Source organism: Archangium sp., from assembly GCF_045802675.1.
GTDB lineage: Bacteria > Myxococcota > Myxococcia > Myxococcales > Myxococcaceae > Archangium.
In genome coordinates this window covers 36991-50808 of sequence record NZ_JBJMQO010000094.1, presented here as the reverse complement: position 1 = coordinate 50808, position 13818 = coordinate 36991, and the positions used below count along the sequence as shown (strand labels likewise).

The window sequence follows — 13818 nt, the reverse complement described above, 5'->3', positions numbered from 1 at the left end:
CCGTCTCCGTATAGGCTTGGCGTCAGCGCGTGGTGGGACTGGCAAGGAGCCCCCAAATGAATCCCCTGGCTTGGAGCGGCGATGACTTCCTCGGCTTCTACGTCCTGCTGCTCTCAGGGGCGATGCTCGCCTCGGTCCCGCTGTACCAATGGCTGCGCCGTCCAGGAGGCCCGCCGGCGCCCGAGCACCTGGACCTCGAGCCGTACCAGGTAGCCCTGCTCATGGGCCGAAAGGAAACGCTGGTCTCGGCCGTGGTCCAGCTCGTTCAATCTGGCGCGCTGCGCATTCAGGACGGGCTTCTTCACGGCGCCGGGCCCTTGGCCTCCAGCGCCCACCCCCTCGAGAAGGCTTTTCACGCCGCGGTGCTCCAAGGGGTGACGGACCGGAAAGGGCTGCTGCGGGCCGCGGAGCCGGAGCTCGCGCGGATGGAGGACGCATTGCGCCAGCGCGGCCTGCTGATGGCCTCCAAGCCGCTCCAGCGAATGGACACCCTGGGCCACCTCCCCCAGTTCGCGGTGGCGGGCCTGGGATTCGTGAAGGCTGGGAGGGAGCTGTCGCGGGACAGGCCATTGGGCTTCCTCCTGCTGTTCCTGGGGCTGATCGTCATCTTCTGTGCGCACTGGGTGAACAGCCAGTACCGGCGCAGCCGGAGGGGAGACGCGGTCGTCCAAGCCCTTCGCGCGCAGCACGAGGCCCTGCCTGTCCCGGTGGGTCCGCAGGGCGCCCCAAGCTCCCCGCGCCCCGGGAACCTCGTCTTGACCGTGCTCTTCCTCGGGGCCCCCGCGCTCCCCCAGGACAAGGAGCTGCAGGGCTACCTGGCCATGGAATACACACGGCCTGGAGACGTGACATGAATCCCCTGGACTTGAGCGGCCCGCGCTTCCTCCTGCTGGACGTGCCGCTCCTCGTGCTCACGTTCATCGGCGCGGCGGTGCCGCGCGGCATGCGGCGGCCGCCGTACCTAGTGGCCCCGCCCAATCCAATCGCGGCGTGCGCTCCTTCGTCGACTCCACCGTCGCAGCCAGGGCCGGGCTCAGGCCCTGTCTTCGTCGACGATCGCCTGGGTCGCGGCCTCCAGCCAGCGGCGGGTTGAAGCGAGGCGCGCCCCGGTGAGCGACTGGATGGGCAGCAGCTTCCAACTGGTGAGGAAGCCGCTCCAGAGGATGTTGAGCCGCACCGCTCGCCCCTCGCCGTCCGGGGGGCCCAGCCAGCGGGCCAACGGTGCAACCACCTTCGTCTGGAGGAACTCGACGCTCGTCGCGTGCGCCGCGGGGTCGGCCGCCGAGAGGATCATCATCGCCAGCGGGCCCGAGGCGTCCCGCGAGTCGAACAAGGCCGCCACCATGTCCACCCCGAAGCGGTGCCGCCGGTCCTCGCGCAGGATGGGGGTGATGTCGATCACCCGCTCCAACGTCGCCCGGAACAGCCCCTCCTTCGAGCCGAAGTAGCGGCCGACGAGCGCGGAATTCACCCCGGCCTGGTCCGCCACCTCCCGCACCCCGGTGTTGGTGAAGCCGCGCGTCGAGAACAGCGTCTGCGCGGCGTCGAGGATCGCGGTGCGCGTGCGCTCGGCGTCGCGCTGGCGCGCCGCCTTCTTGGGCTCGGGAGGGCGGGACATGTACACGAGTGTTTACCTAGAACGTCACCTGGGTTATGTCCAGGATGTACACGGCTGTGTACTTGTGCGACTGGAATGTACACGGCCGTGTACATACGCTGCGGCTGTCGGTCGAAAGGATGTGTGCGGATGACTGGGACGAAGAAGGGTGAGGCCTCGTTTTCTCCGGAAGCGCTGAAGGAGAAATATCGGCTCGAGCGCGAGAAGCGGCTGCGTCCCGACGGCAACGCCCAGTACCGCGACCTCAGCGGCCTCTACGCGGATTTCGACAGGGATCCCTACGTCGAGCCCGGCTTCACCCGTCCGGCGGTGACCGAGAAGATCGACGTCTTGATTGTCGGCGGTGGCTTTGGCGGCCTGTTGGCGGCGGCGCGGCTGCGCCAGGCGGGGGTGGACTCCTTCCGCATCGTCGAGAAGGGAGGCGACTTCGGTGGCACCTGGTACTGGAACCGCTATCCGGGCGCCGCCTGCGACGTGGAGTCCTATATCTACCTGCCGCTGCTCGAGGAGACCGGCTACATCCCGACGGAGAAGTACGCCAAGGCGCCGGAGATCTTCGCCCACTGCCAGCGGATCGGCCGGCACTTCGACCTCTACAAGGCGGCGCTGTTCCAGACCCAGGTCGAGACGATGGACTGGGACGAGGGGGCCCGGCGCTGGAGCGTCACGACCAGCCGGGGCGACACGCTCGCGGCGCGGTTCGTGATCATCGCCGGTGGCATCATGCACAAGGCGAAGCTGCCCGGCATCCCGGGCATCGAGACCTTCAAGGGCCACAGCTTCCATACGAGCCGGTGGGACCATGCCTATACCGGCGGCGGCCCCAAGGGCGGCATGACCCGGCTGGCCGACAAGCGCGTGGGCATCATCGGCACGGGCGCGACCGCGGTCCAGGTGGTCCCCCAACTCGGTGCTTCGGCCAGGCAGTTGTACGTCTTCCAGCGCACGCCCTCGGGCGTCGGTGTGCGGGCCAACCAGCCCACCGACGAGGCCTGGGTGAAGACGCTCGAGCCCGGCTGGCAGGAGGAGCGCATCCGTAACTTCACCGCGCTCGTCTCCGGTCTCGAGCAGGAGGTCGACCTGGTGCGGGACGGGTGGACCGCTCTCTTCGATGCCACCGAGAGCCGCCGTGCCGGGACCCCCGAAAAAGCGGCCGAGCTCCACCAGCTGGCCAACTTCCGCAAGATGGAGGAGATCCGCGCGCGGGTGGCCACCATCGTCAAGGATCCGGTGACGGCCGAGGCGCTCAAGCCCTACTACGATCCCCTGTGCAAGCGGCCCTGCTTCCACGACGAATACCTGGACACGTTCAACCGCCCCAACGTCCAGCTCGTGGATACCGATGGCAAGGGCGTGGAGCGGATTACTCCCAGGGGCGTGGTGGTGAAGGGCAAGGAATACGAGGTCGACTGCCTCGTCTACGCCTCGGGCTTCGAGGTCTCGAGCGAATACACCCGCAAGCTGGGCTTCGACATTCGCGGGCGCGGCGGCAGGTCCTTGCGCGACAGCTGGGCCGACGGCCCGGCCACGCTCCACGGCATGACCAGCCGCGGCTATCCGAACCTCCTGATGATCAGCCTCATCCAGAGCAGTTGGGCGATCAACTTCGTCCACATCCTCGGCGAGCAGGCGCAACACGCCGCCTATATCGTCGAGCGTTGCCTGAAGCGGGGCCTCGAGACGATCGAACCGACGGAGCAGGCGCAGGAGCAGTGGTGGGGGATGATCCTCGGCAGCCTCCAGAAGGGCCACGTCTTCGGCGGTGCGGAATGCACGCCCGGCTACATAAACAACGAGGGTGTCCGGCCTCCCCCGAGTGCGATGCGCAGCGCCGGTTACGCGGGCGGCACGCTCGCCTTCATCGACATCCTGCGGAACTGGCGCGAGTCCGATGAGCTCTCGGGCCTGGAGCTCACCCGGGGCGGGAGCAACCCATGATGCCGCGATTCCTCTCCAGGACCCTGGCGGCCGGGCTGCTGATGGTGAGCGGCCAGGCTCTCTCCGCCCCACCCCCCGCCTACCGCCAGGAGGTGGTGGTGGCTGGCTCTCCCTTCCAAGGCGTCCATGGACTGGCCCTCGATGGCAAGGGGCACCTGCTGGCCAGCAATCTGCTCGGCCAGTCGGTCCAGTCCGTCGACTTGCGCACGGGTGCGGTGAGCACCCTGGTGGGGCCTCCACTGGGCGGCGCGGATGACGTCACCCTGGGCCCGGATGGCTCCCTCTACTGGACGGGTTACTTCTCCGGCCGGCTGATGCGGCGCACCCCGGATGGAAAGACGCGCGTCATCGCCAAGGAGCTGCCGGGCCTCAACTCGCTGGCCTTCCGCCGCGACGGCAGGTTCTACGTCACCCAGCTCGGCCGGGGCGATGCGCTGTGGGAGGTGGATCCGAGCGGGAAGAAGCCTCCTCGACAGCTCCTCTCCGGGCTCGGCTTCCTCAACGGCTTCGAGTTCGGCACGGACGACAAGTTGTACGGCCCGCTCCTGCGCAAGGGGCAGATTGCCCGTATCAACGTGGATACGGGCACCCTCGAGGTCGTGGCCGAGGGCTTCGCGATGCCGGTCGCCGTCAACTTCGACGCGCGCCACGAGCACCTCTACGTGGTCGACGCCGTGCGGGGCGAGCTGGTCCGCGTCCGGTTGCCCTCGGGAGAGAAGGAGATCGTCGCGAAGCTGCCCACCGGGCTCGACAACCTGGCGGTCGGCCCCGATGACCAGGTGTACGTGTCCAACATGGTCGACAGCGACATCCGCGTGATCAATCCCGCCGATGGCTCCATCCGGCCCATCGTCGAGGCGCGTTTGAGTGTGCCCTCCGGTCTCGCCGTCGCTCCGGATGATCCGGACGAGCAGCTGTACGTGGCGGATGTGTATGCCCTTCGCCGAGTGGGCGGACGTGATGGGAAGATCTCCCAGACGACCCGGGTCCTCTCCTCCCGGATGAACTTCCCGATGAATGTGAGTCTGGGCGCGAAGCACGTGGTGCTGAGCAGTGCCTACCTGGGCAACGTGCAGGTCCTGGAGCGTGCCTCCGGAGAGCTCCTGCGGACGATTCCCAATACGAATGGCGTCCAGGGTGCGCTCGAGCTCCCCGATGGCACGCTGCTCGTCGCCGAGGCCACCACGGGCAGGCTCGTCCGGGTGGATGCCGCCGAGCCCGCGGGGACCACGGTGCTGACCGAGGGTCTGGAGGGACCCGTGGGACTCGTGGCCGACACGGAGGCGGAGGAGCCGGGGGTGTACGTCACCGAGGTGCGCTCGGGACGGGTGACCCGGGTGCGCCTGTCGGATGGAGCCCGGCGCACGGTGGCCAGGGGGTTGAAGGCCCCGGAGGGCATCGCCCGGCATCCCGACGGGGGATTGATCGTCGCCGAGGTGGGCCGCAAGCGGCTGGTGCGCATCGAGCCGGCCACGGGACGCACCACCGCGCTCGCGAGCGGTTTGCGCATCGGTCTGCCCGAGAGCGAGGGCCTGCCGCCGGGCTACCTCCCCACGGGGGTCGCCGTGGGCGGCTCGGGGACCATCTACCTGTCCTCCGATGTCGAGAGCGCCCTCTACCGGTTCGTCCCCGCGCCCTGAGCGGGAGCAGAGGAGAGCACCGCAATGAAGGTCCAGAACAAGGTCGTCGTCGTGACCGGCGGCGGAAATGGCATGGGCAGGGAGCTGGTCCTGGCGCTGCTGTCGAAGGGCGCGAGCGTCGCCGCCGTGGACCTCGACACGTCTGCCCTCGAAGAGACCCTCGCGCTGGCGGGGAGACACCGGGACAAGCTGGCCACCTATCCCATGAACATCACGGATCGGGCCCTGGTGGAGGCGCTCCCGGGCCAGGTCAGCTCCCGCTTCGGAGCTGTCGACGGCATCATCAACAACGCGGGCGTCATCCAACCCTTCGTCCGGTTGAAGGACCTCGATTACGCGGCGATCGACCGGGTGATGAACGTCAACCTGTTCGGAACGCTCTACATGACCAAGGCGTTCCTGCCGCACCTGCTCGCACGCCCCGAGGCGCACATCACGAACATCTCCAGCATGGGAGGCTTCCTGCCCGTGCCGGGACAGACCCTCTACGGGGCCTCCAAGGCGGCCGTGAAGCTCCTGACGGAAGGCCTGGCCTCGGAGCTCCTGGGGACGAACGTGCGGGTCACGGTGGTCTTCCCGGGAGCGATTGGCACGAACATCGCGGCGAACTCGGGTGTGGCCGATAGCTTTCAAGTGAAGGGCGGAGAGGCGCCGGTCAAGATGCTGGCGCCCGCCAGGGCCGCGCAGCTCATCCTCGACGGCATCGAGCACAACCGCTCCCGCGTCCTGGTGGGAACCGACGCCAGACTCATGGACGCTCTCTACAGACTGAATCCCCAGCGCGCGGCGCGGTTCATCTACGGTCAGATGAAAGCCTTGTTGCCGGAGTAGGGTCGGCCAGCGCCGTGGCTCCGCACCCTTCGCCAACCCCCACCCCCCTCCTGTGAGCCGACCCCCCATGAGCGACGCCCCGACCCTGTCCCTGCCCGACAACGCCTCCCTGTTCACCCGCCTGCGCGTGGCGATCCAGGCCCTGAAGGTGCTCGAGCACGACCCGGCGAATCCCACCTGCGGCCAGCTGCTCAACATCTGCCTGGACCTCAACGTCTACGCGTCGCTCGTCCAGCAGCTCCAGCGCAGCGAGGAGGGTCGCCGCCTGCTCTCCGAGCGCCCTTCCCTGCAGGGCAAGGAGCTGGACCTGGACGCCCTCGAGCGCCTGCCCGAGGGAACGCTCGGCCATGGGGTCGCGCGCTACTTCCGCGACAACAAGATCTTCCCCTTCACGACGACGCTCGAGCTCAAGAACGACGTCGACTTCATCGGCAAGCGCTACCGCGAGACGCATGATCTGTTGCACGTGCTGACGGGCTACGGCACGGACGTGGTGGGCGAGATGGAGCTGCAGGCGTACGCCCTGGGCAACCTGGGGATCCGGACCGCGGTGCTCATCCTGCTGTTCGGCACGCTCGGACAACTCAAGGACCGGCAGTCCGGCGTCGCGCTGTCCGCGTACCTGCGGCGGCTGCGGGCCGCGTACCGCCGGGGCCGCGCGTCCCAGCAGTTCCTCGGCTTCCGGTTCGAGCACCACTGGGAGACCCCCGTGGCCACGCTGCGCGCGCAGCTGGTCGCCCCCTGTTGAGAGCCGGGTGAGCACGTCCAGGCCTGACGCCTGACGAGGCCCTCTTGCGCGGGGACTTGTCCTGGTGCAGTGTTGCACCTGTGTACAACACCGCAACACCGGGGGCTCCATGCTGATGAGCCTGAACCCGCGCGACGCGCGGCCGCTCTACCTCCAGATCGTGGACGAGGTGCGGCGGGCGATCGTGGTCGGCACGTTGCGGCCGGAGGATCCGCTGCCCTCGGTGCGGGAGCTCGCGTCGCAGCTGGTGGTGAATCCGCGGACGGTGTTGCAGGCGTACCAGGAGCTGGAGCGCGAAGGGGTCATCTACGTGAAGCGGGGGCAGGGCTCGTTCGTGGCGCCCACCGCCCACCCGGGCGCCCGTGAGCGCCGCGCCCTGGCCCGCGAAGTGGCGAGGCAGGCGCTGCGCGAGGCCCGGCGCAACGGGCTGGGGGTGGAGGAGCTGGTGAAGGGCATCCGGGAGGTGGCGGAGGAGGAGGCGTCCTCCGGCTCGGCCTCCGCCGCGAAGCAGGGAGATGAGAAATGACCCACGCGGATTCAACGGCCGGCACCTGGGCGGTGGCCACGTACGGGCTGTCCAAGCGCTACCGGGACGAGACGGCGCTCGATCGCGTCGACCTCCGGGTTCCCGACGGAGCGGTGTACGTCCTGGTCGGCGCGAACGGTGCGGGAAAGAGCACGACGTTCAAGGTACTGATGAACCTGGAGCGGCCGGATGCTGGCACCGCGGAGGTGCTCGGGCTGGACACCGCCCGGCGCGGCGCCGAGGTGCGCGCGCAGGTGGGCTACGTCCCGGAGCACCACGGCCACGGCTACCGGTGGATGACGTGCGGCCGCCTGCTCCAGCACGTGTCGGCCTACTACCCGGCGTGGGAGCCCGCCTATGCCGAGCACCTGAGCCATGCCTTCGGCCTGCGGTTGGACCGGAAGGTCGGAACCCTCTCCAAGGGAGAGGCGCGGCGGCTGCAGTGGGTGCTGGCGCTCGCGCATCGTCCTCGTGTCCTGCTCCTGGACGAGCCGACCGATGGACTCGACCCGGTGGTGCGCAACCGCACGCTGGCGCTGCTGGCCGAGCACCTCGCGGACACGCCGACCACCGTGCTCGTCTCGACGCACCACCTGCACGAGGTGGAGAGCCTGGCGGACCACGTCGGCGTGATGCGGGACGGGCGGATGGTCGCGCAGCTGCCATGTGACGAGCTCCAGCGCACCGTCCGGCGCTACCGGATGGAGGTGCCAGAGCGGTGGCAGGCGCCACCCGAGCTCCAGGCCGTGGGCTTGCGGCGCTCCAGTGCCGGCCGCGAGCTCCAGTGGACGCTGGTGGGCGAGGAGCGGGAGGTGACCGAGCGCCTCGCCCTCGCCGGGGCCCACGTGCGCGAGGTGACGCCGCTGGGGCTGGAGGACGCGGCCCTCGCCTTTCTCCCCGAGGAGGTCTCGAGATGATGGAGCCAACGCTGCATCCGATACCGCGTCCGCGCGATGTCCTGCGGGAGCAGATTCGCGCCGTGGGACTCGCCCTGCGCGTGCCGGCCCTCGCCGCGACGGCGTTGGTGGGGCTGGCGACGCTGCACGTCGTGGCCGCGGTGTGGAGCTCGGGCGAGGGGTTCGACTTCCGTCCCGAGCTCTCGATGTTGCCGGGAATGGCGGGCCTGTTGCTCCCCATCGGCGTCTGGAAGGGGGAGGAGCGCTTCGGCGCGGGCTTTCTCTGGACGCTGCCGGTGGACCGCCGCCAGCACGCGCTCGCCAAGGTCTTCGCCGGGTGGGTGTGGCTGATGGCGGCCGTCGCGCTGTTCGTGCTCTGGATGCTCGGGGTCACCTTGCTCTCCGGGGGCAACGTCCTGGGGCAGGAGACGCTTCGCCTGTTGCCGTCCTACGACCTCCCGGCTCCAGGCACGCTCGACCCGGCGGCCCTGGCGACCGTCGGTTGGACGCCGCGGCCCGTGCTCTGGTTGGTCCCCTTCACCGCGGCGACCGCGACGTACCTGCTCGCGAGCGCCCTGGCGCTGGGGCTCCGCCACCCGCTGTGGTGGCTCATCGGCACCGTGCTCGGCGCGCTCCTGGTGGGCTCCTTCACCGAGGCGGCGAACCTGGAGTGGGTGGCCACCGTGTCGCAGCGCGTGCTGGAGTCGCTCTTCTATGGACCCTACGGGTTCGATGCGCTCCTCACCGCGAGGACCGAGTCCCTGAAGACGGAAGCGCTCCTCTCCACCGGTGAGACGGTGGGGGTCTGGCGGGGCTTGCCGGACCTCGGGCAGTGGGTGATGGCCACACTGCTCTGGACGAGCGCCGGCCTGGTGGCGCTGTGGGCCGCGGCGTCCCGACACAGGGAGCTCCGGCGGGCCTAGCCCCCGGCTTCTTCCCTCCACCTCTCGTTCCACGCGGCGCCTCCCCGGAGGACGCCGTGGCGGCCCCTCTTTGCCCGGAGTGCACCATGGACCTGCGGATTCAGAACCTCTCGAAGACGTACCCCAATGGGGTGCATGCCCTGAAGGATGTGTCGCTGACGATTCCCGCGGGGATGTACGGGCTGCTGGGCCCGAACGGCGCGGGCAAGTCGACGCTGATGCGGACGCTCGCCACGCTACAGGAGCCCGATGCGGGGACGATCCACCTGGGCGACGTCGACGTGCTGCGTGAGCCGATGCGCGTGCGCGAGTCGCTGGGCTACCTGCCTCAGGAGTTCGGCGTCTATCCGAAGGAGACCGCGGAGCGGCTGCTGGAGCACTTCGCGGTGCTCAAGGGCATCACCGGGCGGCGGGCGCGCAGGGAGACCGTGGAGGCGCTCCTGCACCAGACGAACCTGTACGAGGTGCGCAAGGAGAAGCTGGGGGGCTACTCGGGCGGGATGCGGCAGCGTTTCGGCGTCGCCGTCGCGCTGCTCGGGGACCCGCGGTTGATCATCGTCGACGAGCCCACCGCCGGTCTGGATCCGGCCGAGCGGGTACGCTTCCTGAACCTGCTCAGCGGGGTGGGGGAGAAGAGCGTCGTCATCCTCTCCACGCACATCGTCGAGGACGTCGCGGACCTGTGCAGCCGGATGGCGATCATCAACCGGGGAGAGATCCTGCTGGAGGCCGAGCCCTTGCGTGCCATCGACGCGCTACGGGGGCGGATCTGGCGCAGGAGCCTCCCACGCACGGACCTGGAGAGGGTCGAGCGGGAGCACGCGGTGATCTCGACCAGACTGGTGGCGGGGCGCACCGTCGTGCACGTCTACGGCGAGGGGCAGCCGGGGCCGGAGTTCGAGGCGGTGGAGCCGGACCTGGAAGACGTCTACTTCAGCGTCATGGCGGGCCATCACGGAGTCCAGGGGGCCCGGCTGGGGCGGGAGCTGGCCTCGTGATGCTCTGGAACCTCTTCCGCTTCGAACTGGGTTACCAGCTGCGCCGCGTCTCGACCTGGCTCTATTTCGTGGTCCTGCTGGGGCTCACCTTCCAGGTAGCAACGGAAGGCTACGTCGCCAACGCTCGCAACGGTGGCTTCTACTTCAACGCGCCGTTCGTCATCGCGGCCGTCACGGTCCTGGGCAGTCTCATGGGGCTGCTGGTGGCCGCGGCGCTGGCCGGAGATGCGGCGGCGCGCGACGTGCGGACGCGGATGCATCCGCTCGTCTACACCACGCGGGTCAGTCAGGCGGGCTACCTGGGGGGACGATTCCTCGCCGCCTTCGCCCTCCACGCGCTGATCCTCTTTGCCGTGCCGGCCGGCCTGCTTCTCGCCTTGCTCTCACCGGGCCTGGAGCCCGAGCTCCTCGGGCCGTTCCGTCCGGCCGCGTACCTGGGGGCCTACCTCTTCCTCGCGCTGCCGAATGCCTTCGTCGCCACGGCGCTCCTGTTCTCGATGGCGGCGCTCAGCCGGCGGGAAATGGCGAGCTACGTCGGCGGCGTCCTGCTCTTCCTCACGTCCCTGGTCAGCTGGCAGTTCGTGGCGGGAGCGCTGGGGCGGTGGGAGCTGGCGACGCTGATGGATCCGCTCGGGCTCACGGTGATGAGTGTGCTGTCGAAGTCCTGGACGCCTCTCGAGAAGAGCACGCTCCTGATCGGCCTGGAGGGCTCGCTCCTCTGGAATCGGCTGCTGTGGCTCGGCATCGCCCTGGGCGTGCTCGTGCTCACGTACCTGCGCTTTCGCTTCATCCACCCCATCGCCGGTGCTCGGTCAGGCCGCGGGGTGCGACGGCGGGACGCGGACCCGCTTTCGCCAGGCGCCTCCATCACCGTTCCACGAGTCCCCCGGACGTTCGGCTTCGCGACCCACGCGCGCCAGACGCTCGCCATCGCGGGGGAGTCCTTCCGGCGAATCATGACGGGCTGGGGCGGGCTCGCCCTCGGAGCCATGTCCGTGCTCCTGGTGCTGTCCGGGCCCGAGCTGATGGAATACCTGGGCGTTCCGCTGTTCCCCACGACCGGGCAACTGACGGCGCTCCTGGTCCACTCCCTGGACCTCCTCTGGCAGGTCATCCCGCTGCTCACCGTCTTCTACGCGGGCGAGCTGGTGTGGCGGGAACGGGACGCCCGCCTGGATGGGATCGCCGACGCGACGCCGGTGCCGGACTGGGTCCCCTTTCTCGGCAAGTTGTTGGGGCTTGGCCTGATGCTCGTCGCGGCGCAGGCGCTGCTGATGGCGGCGGCCCTGCTCATCCAGGTGCGCCTGGACTACTACGTCTTCGAGATCGGCCTGTACGGGCGGATTCTCTTCGGGCTTCAGCTCGCTGACTCCCTCCTCTTCGCCGTGCTGGCGCTCGTCGTGCACGTGCTGGTGAACCACAAGTACGTCGGCCACATGATCGTGCTCCTCGCTTATGGGTGCATGACCTGCGCGTCAGCGCTCGGGCTCGAGCACCACCTGCTCATCTACGGGGCCGATCCCGGCTGGGCGTACTCGGACATGCGCGGCTTCGGACCGGCCCTTGGGCCATGGCTCTGGTTCAAGCTCTACTGGGGGGCGTGGGCGTTGCTGCTCGCGCTGGCGGCGAGGCTGCTCTGGGTTCGCGGCGGGGAACGCGGCCTCGGGTCGCGGCTCCAGCTGGCGCGCCGCCACGTGACGCGTCCCGTGGCCGGGGCCGTCGCGGTGGCGGTGGGGCTCATCCTCACCGTGGGCGGCTTCATCCTCTACAACACGAACGTGCTGAACGCGTACCACTCCGCCTCGGACCTGGCGGAGCGGCGCGCCGGGTACGAGCGGCGCTACGGACGCTACGCCGGGGTGGCGCAACCGTTGCTCACGGGAACGCGGCTGCACGTGGAGATATATCCCGCGCGACGGGCAGTGGAGATCCGCGGCACCTACGAGCTCGTGAACAGGAGCGCGGTGGCGATCGACTCCATCCACCTGGCCACGGCCTCGGAAGTGGAGACGGGAGCGGTCCGCTTCAGCCGGCCAGCCACGCTCCAGTTCGCGGACGAGGAGCTCGGCCATCGGCTCTACGCGTTGAAAGAGCCGCTCCAGCCGGGCGAGTCGCTGCAACTCAGCTTCGAGGTGCGCTTCCAACCGCGGGGCTTCTCGAACCAGGGGATCGATGCGTCCGTGGCCGAGAACGGTACCTCCTTCCCGCCCCGGGAGTGGCTGCCCGCCATCGGCTACCAGTCGGAACGCGAGCTCCGCGGGGAAGGGGAGCGGAGAGCACATGGACTCGAGCCGCGCCCCGCGTTCCGCTCGCTGTCCGATGTCGAGGCGCGCCAGGATGTGAACGGTACGCGGATGGCGTTCGAAGCGGTCGTGGGCACGAACGAGGGACAGGTCGCCGTCGCGCCCGGCTCATTGCGCCGGACGTGGACGGAAAACGGGCGCCACTACTTCCACTACGTGGCCGACGCCCCGATCCGAAATGACTACGCCCTCTTCTCCGCCGACTATGCGGTGCATGACGGGCGGTGGAACGATGTCGCGATCCAGATCTTCCACCACCCGGACCACACCTGGAACCTGGACCGCATGGTCCGAAGCGTCCAGGCCTCGCTGGACTACTACACCGGGCAGTTCGGTCCGTACCCGCACAAGCAGCTCCGGCTCGTCGAGCACCCGGGCGATGGCAATACGCTGCACGCCTCTCCCGTGAACATCTCGTACGAGGAGGGGTTCCCGCTCTTCCACCCGGAGGCAGATGTGCGGGGACTCGATTTCCCCTTCGCGATCGTGGCACACGAGGTAGCGCACCAGTGGTGGGGGAACCAGGTCACCCCCGCCCCCGTTGAGGGCGCACCGGTGCTCACCGAGAGTCTGGCGTGGTACTCCGCGATGGCCGTCGTGGAGAAGACCTACGGGGCCGAGCACCTGCGGCGGCTCCTGGGGGTGATGCGCGAGTCGTACCTCACCCCGCGCGCGCGCGCCGACGTCCCGCTGCTCCGGGCCACCGACCGTTTCCTCGCCTACCGCAAGGGCCCGTTCGCGATGTACGCGTTGCGCGAGTACGTCGGCGAGGAGCGCGTGAACACCGCCCTGCGGCGCCTGCTCGAGAAGCACGGCTCGGGAGCACCTCCGCTGCCGACCTCGCTCGACCTGTACCGGGAACTGCGGGCGGTCACGCCCGACGCGCTTGGCTCCCTGCTCCATGACCTCTTCGAGGCCAACACCTTCTGGGATCTCGAGGCGAAGCAGGCCACGGCCGAGCCGGCCGAAGCAGGCACCTGGCGCGTGACGCTCGAGGTGCGGGCGCGCAAGGTGGTGGTCGACACCGAGGGCGTCGCGACCGAGGTTCCCATGGACGACCTCGTCGAAGTCGGCGTCTTCGCGGGCTCGGAGGACGGAGCGCCTGGCAAGCCGCTGTATCTGCGCATGCACCGCATCCGCTCCGGAGAACAGCGCATCACCGTCAGTGTGCCGGGGGAGCCGGCCCGGGCGGGGATCGATCCGCGCATCCTCCTGATCGACGTGAAGGCGGAGGACAACCTCGCGACGGTCACGCCTCCGTCAAGGGCGTCTACTCACCGAGGCTCTGGCCGCTGCCGGTGAATCCATAACGGAAGTTCACCCGCCTGCCGAGGTGGTCCGAGGGCCGGCTCCAGCTTCGCCTGGGTCCGGCCGATTTTTTTTCTGGGGTGACCGAT

The 13818-nt window shown here is 69.2% G+C and carries 11 protein-coding genes; 10 read left to right on the top strand and 1 reads right to left on the bottom strand.

The genetic code is table 11. The annotated features are described in order from the left end of the window. Positions 1-56: 56 nt before the first annotated feature. Positions 57-854, top strand: a complete 798-nt coding sequence (locus ACJ8AN_RS27555) for a TIGR04222 domain-containing membrane protein (RefSeq protein ID WP_407758467.1) — start codon at positions 57-59, stop codon at positions 852-854. Positions 855-1033: 179 nt separating this feature from the next. Here the strand turns inward: ACJ8AN_RS27555 and ACJ8AN_RS27550 are convergent, their stop codons facing one another. Then, on the bottom strand, positions 1034-1618 hold the full coding sequence (locus tag ACJ8AN_RS27550) for a TetR family transcriptional regulator (protein WP_407758466.1): 585 nt from the start codon (positions 1616-1618) through the stop codon (positions 1034-1036). Positions 1619-1747: 129 nt separating this feature from the next. Between ACJ8AN_RS27550 and ACJ8AN_RS27545 the strand changes: the two genes are divergently transcribed. The 9 genes from ACJ8AN_RS27545 (at position 1748) to ACJ8AN_RS27505 (ending at position 13723) form a co-directional block, all read left to right on the top strand. Further along, positions 1748-3556, top strand: a complete 1809-nt coding sequence (locus ACJ8AN_RS27545) for a flavin-containing monooxygenase (RefSeq protein ID WP_407758465.1) — start codon at positions 1748-1750, stop codon at positions 3554-3556. Then, complete coding sequence (locus ACJ8AN_RS27540; protein ID WP_407758464.1) at positions 3553-5196, top strand: gluconolaconase; 1644 nt, start codon at positions 3553-3555, stop codon at positions 5194-5196. The genes ACJ8AN_RS27545 and ACJ8AN_RS27540 overlap by 4 nt, the downstream gene beginning before the upstream one ends. Positions 5197-5220: 24 nt before the next feature. Further along, positions 5221-6027, top strand: coding sequence for an SDR family NAD(P)-dependent oxidoreductase (locus ACJ8AN_RS27535; RefSeq protein WP_407758463.1), 807 nt, complete (start codon positions 5221-5223; stop codon positions 6025-6027). A 67-nt stretch (positions 6028-6094) separates the two neighbouring features. Continuing rightward, entirely contained in the window at positions 6095-6775 is a 681-nt protein-coding gene (locus ACJ8AN_RS27530; protein WP_407758462.1) for a Coq4 family protein, read from the top strand. Between the two features lie 109 nt (positions 6776-6884). Then, on the top strand, positions 6885-7301 hold the full coding sequence (locus ACJ8AN_RS27525; protein WP_407758461.1) for a GntR family transcriptional regulator: 417 nt from the start codon (positions 6885-6887) through the stop codon (positions 7299-7301). Then, positions 7298-8218, top strand: coding sequence for an ABC transporter ATP-binding protein (locus tag ACJ8AN_RS27520; RefSeq protein WP_407758460.1), 921 nt, complete (start codon positions 7298-7300; stop codon positions 8216-8218). The genes ACJ8AN_RS27525 and ACJ8AN_RS27520 overlap by 4 nt, the downstream gene beginning before the upstream one ends. After that, a complete protein-coding gene (locus tag ACJ8AN_RS27515; protein WP_407758459.1) occupies positions 8215-9120 on the top strand; it encodes a hypothetical protein in 906 nt (301 codons plus the stop codon). The genes ACJ8AN_RS27520 and ACJ8AN_RS27515 overlap by 4 nt, the downstream gene beginning before the upstream one ends. 86 nt (positions 9121-9206) lie before the next feature. Further along, positions 9207-10118: an ABC transporter ATP-binding protein gene (locus ACJ8AN_RS27510; RefSeq protein ID WP_407758458.1), complete on the top strand. Its 912-nt coding sequence runs from the start codon at positions 9207-9209 to the stop codon at positions 10116-10118. Beyond that, on the top strand, positions 10118-13723 hold the full coding sequence (locus tag ACJ8AN_RS27505) for an ABC transporter permease/M1 family aminopeptidase (protein WP_407758501.1): 3606 nt from the start codon (positions 10118-10120) through the stop codon (positions 13721-13723). Before ACJ8AN_RS27510 ends, ACJ8AN_RS27505 begins: the two co-directional genes overlap by 1 nt. Positions 13724-13818: the final 95 nt, after the last annotated feature.

Excerpts from the sequence above, each read along its gene's own strand:
- ACJ8AN_RS27555 (WP_407758467.1), top strand. The coding sequence starts at position 57 with ATGAATCCCCTGGCTTGGAGCGGCGATGACTTCCTCGGCTTCTACGTC.
- ACJ8AN_RS27550 (WP_407758466.1), bottom strand. The coding sequence starts at position 1,618 with ATGTCCCGCCCTCCCGAGCCCAAGAAGGCGGCGCGCCAGCGCGACGCC.
- ACJ8AN_RS27545 (WP_407758465.1), top strand. The coding sequence starts at position 1,748 with ATGACTGGGACGAAGAAGGGTGAGGCCTCGTTTTCTCCGGAAGCGCTG.
- ACJ8AN_RS27540 (WP_407758464.1), top strand. The coding sequence starts at position 3,553 with ATGATGCCGCGATTCCTCTCCAGGACCCTGGCGGCCGGGCTGCTGATG.
- ACJ8AN_RS27535 (WP_407758463.1), top strand. The coding sequence starts at position 5,221 with ATGAAGGTCCAGAACAAGGTCGTCGTCGTGACCGGCGGCGGAAATGGC.
- ACJ8AN_RS27530 (WP_407758462.1), top strand. The coding sequence starts at position 6,095 with ATGAGCGACGCCCCGACCCTGTCCCTGCCCGACAACGCCTCCCTGTTC.
- ACJ8AN_RS27525 (WP_407758461.1), top strand. The coding sequence starts at position 6,885 with ATGCTGATGAGCCTGAACCCGCGCGACGCGCGGCCGCTCTACCTCCAG.
- ACJ8AN_RS27520 (WP_407758460.1), top strand. The coding sequence starts at position 7,298 with ATGACCCACGCGGATTCAACGGCCGGCACCTGGGCGGTGGCCACGTAC.
- ACJ8AN_RS27515 (WP_407758459.1), top strand. The coding sequence starts at position 8,215 with ATGATGGAGCCAACGCTGCATCCGATACCGCGTCCGCGCGATGTCCTG.
- ACJ8AN_RS27510 (WP_407758458.1), top strand. The coding sequence starts at position 9,207 with ATGGACCTGCGGATTCAGAACCTCTCGAAGACGTACCCCAATGGGGTG.
- ACJ8AN_RS27505 (WP_407758501.1), top strand. The coding sequence starts at position 10,118 with ATGCTCTGGAACCTCTTCCGCTTCGAACTGGGTTACCAGCTGCGCCGC.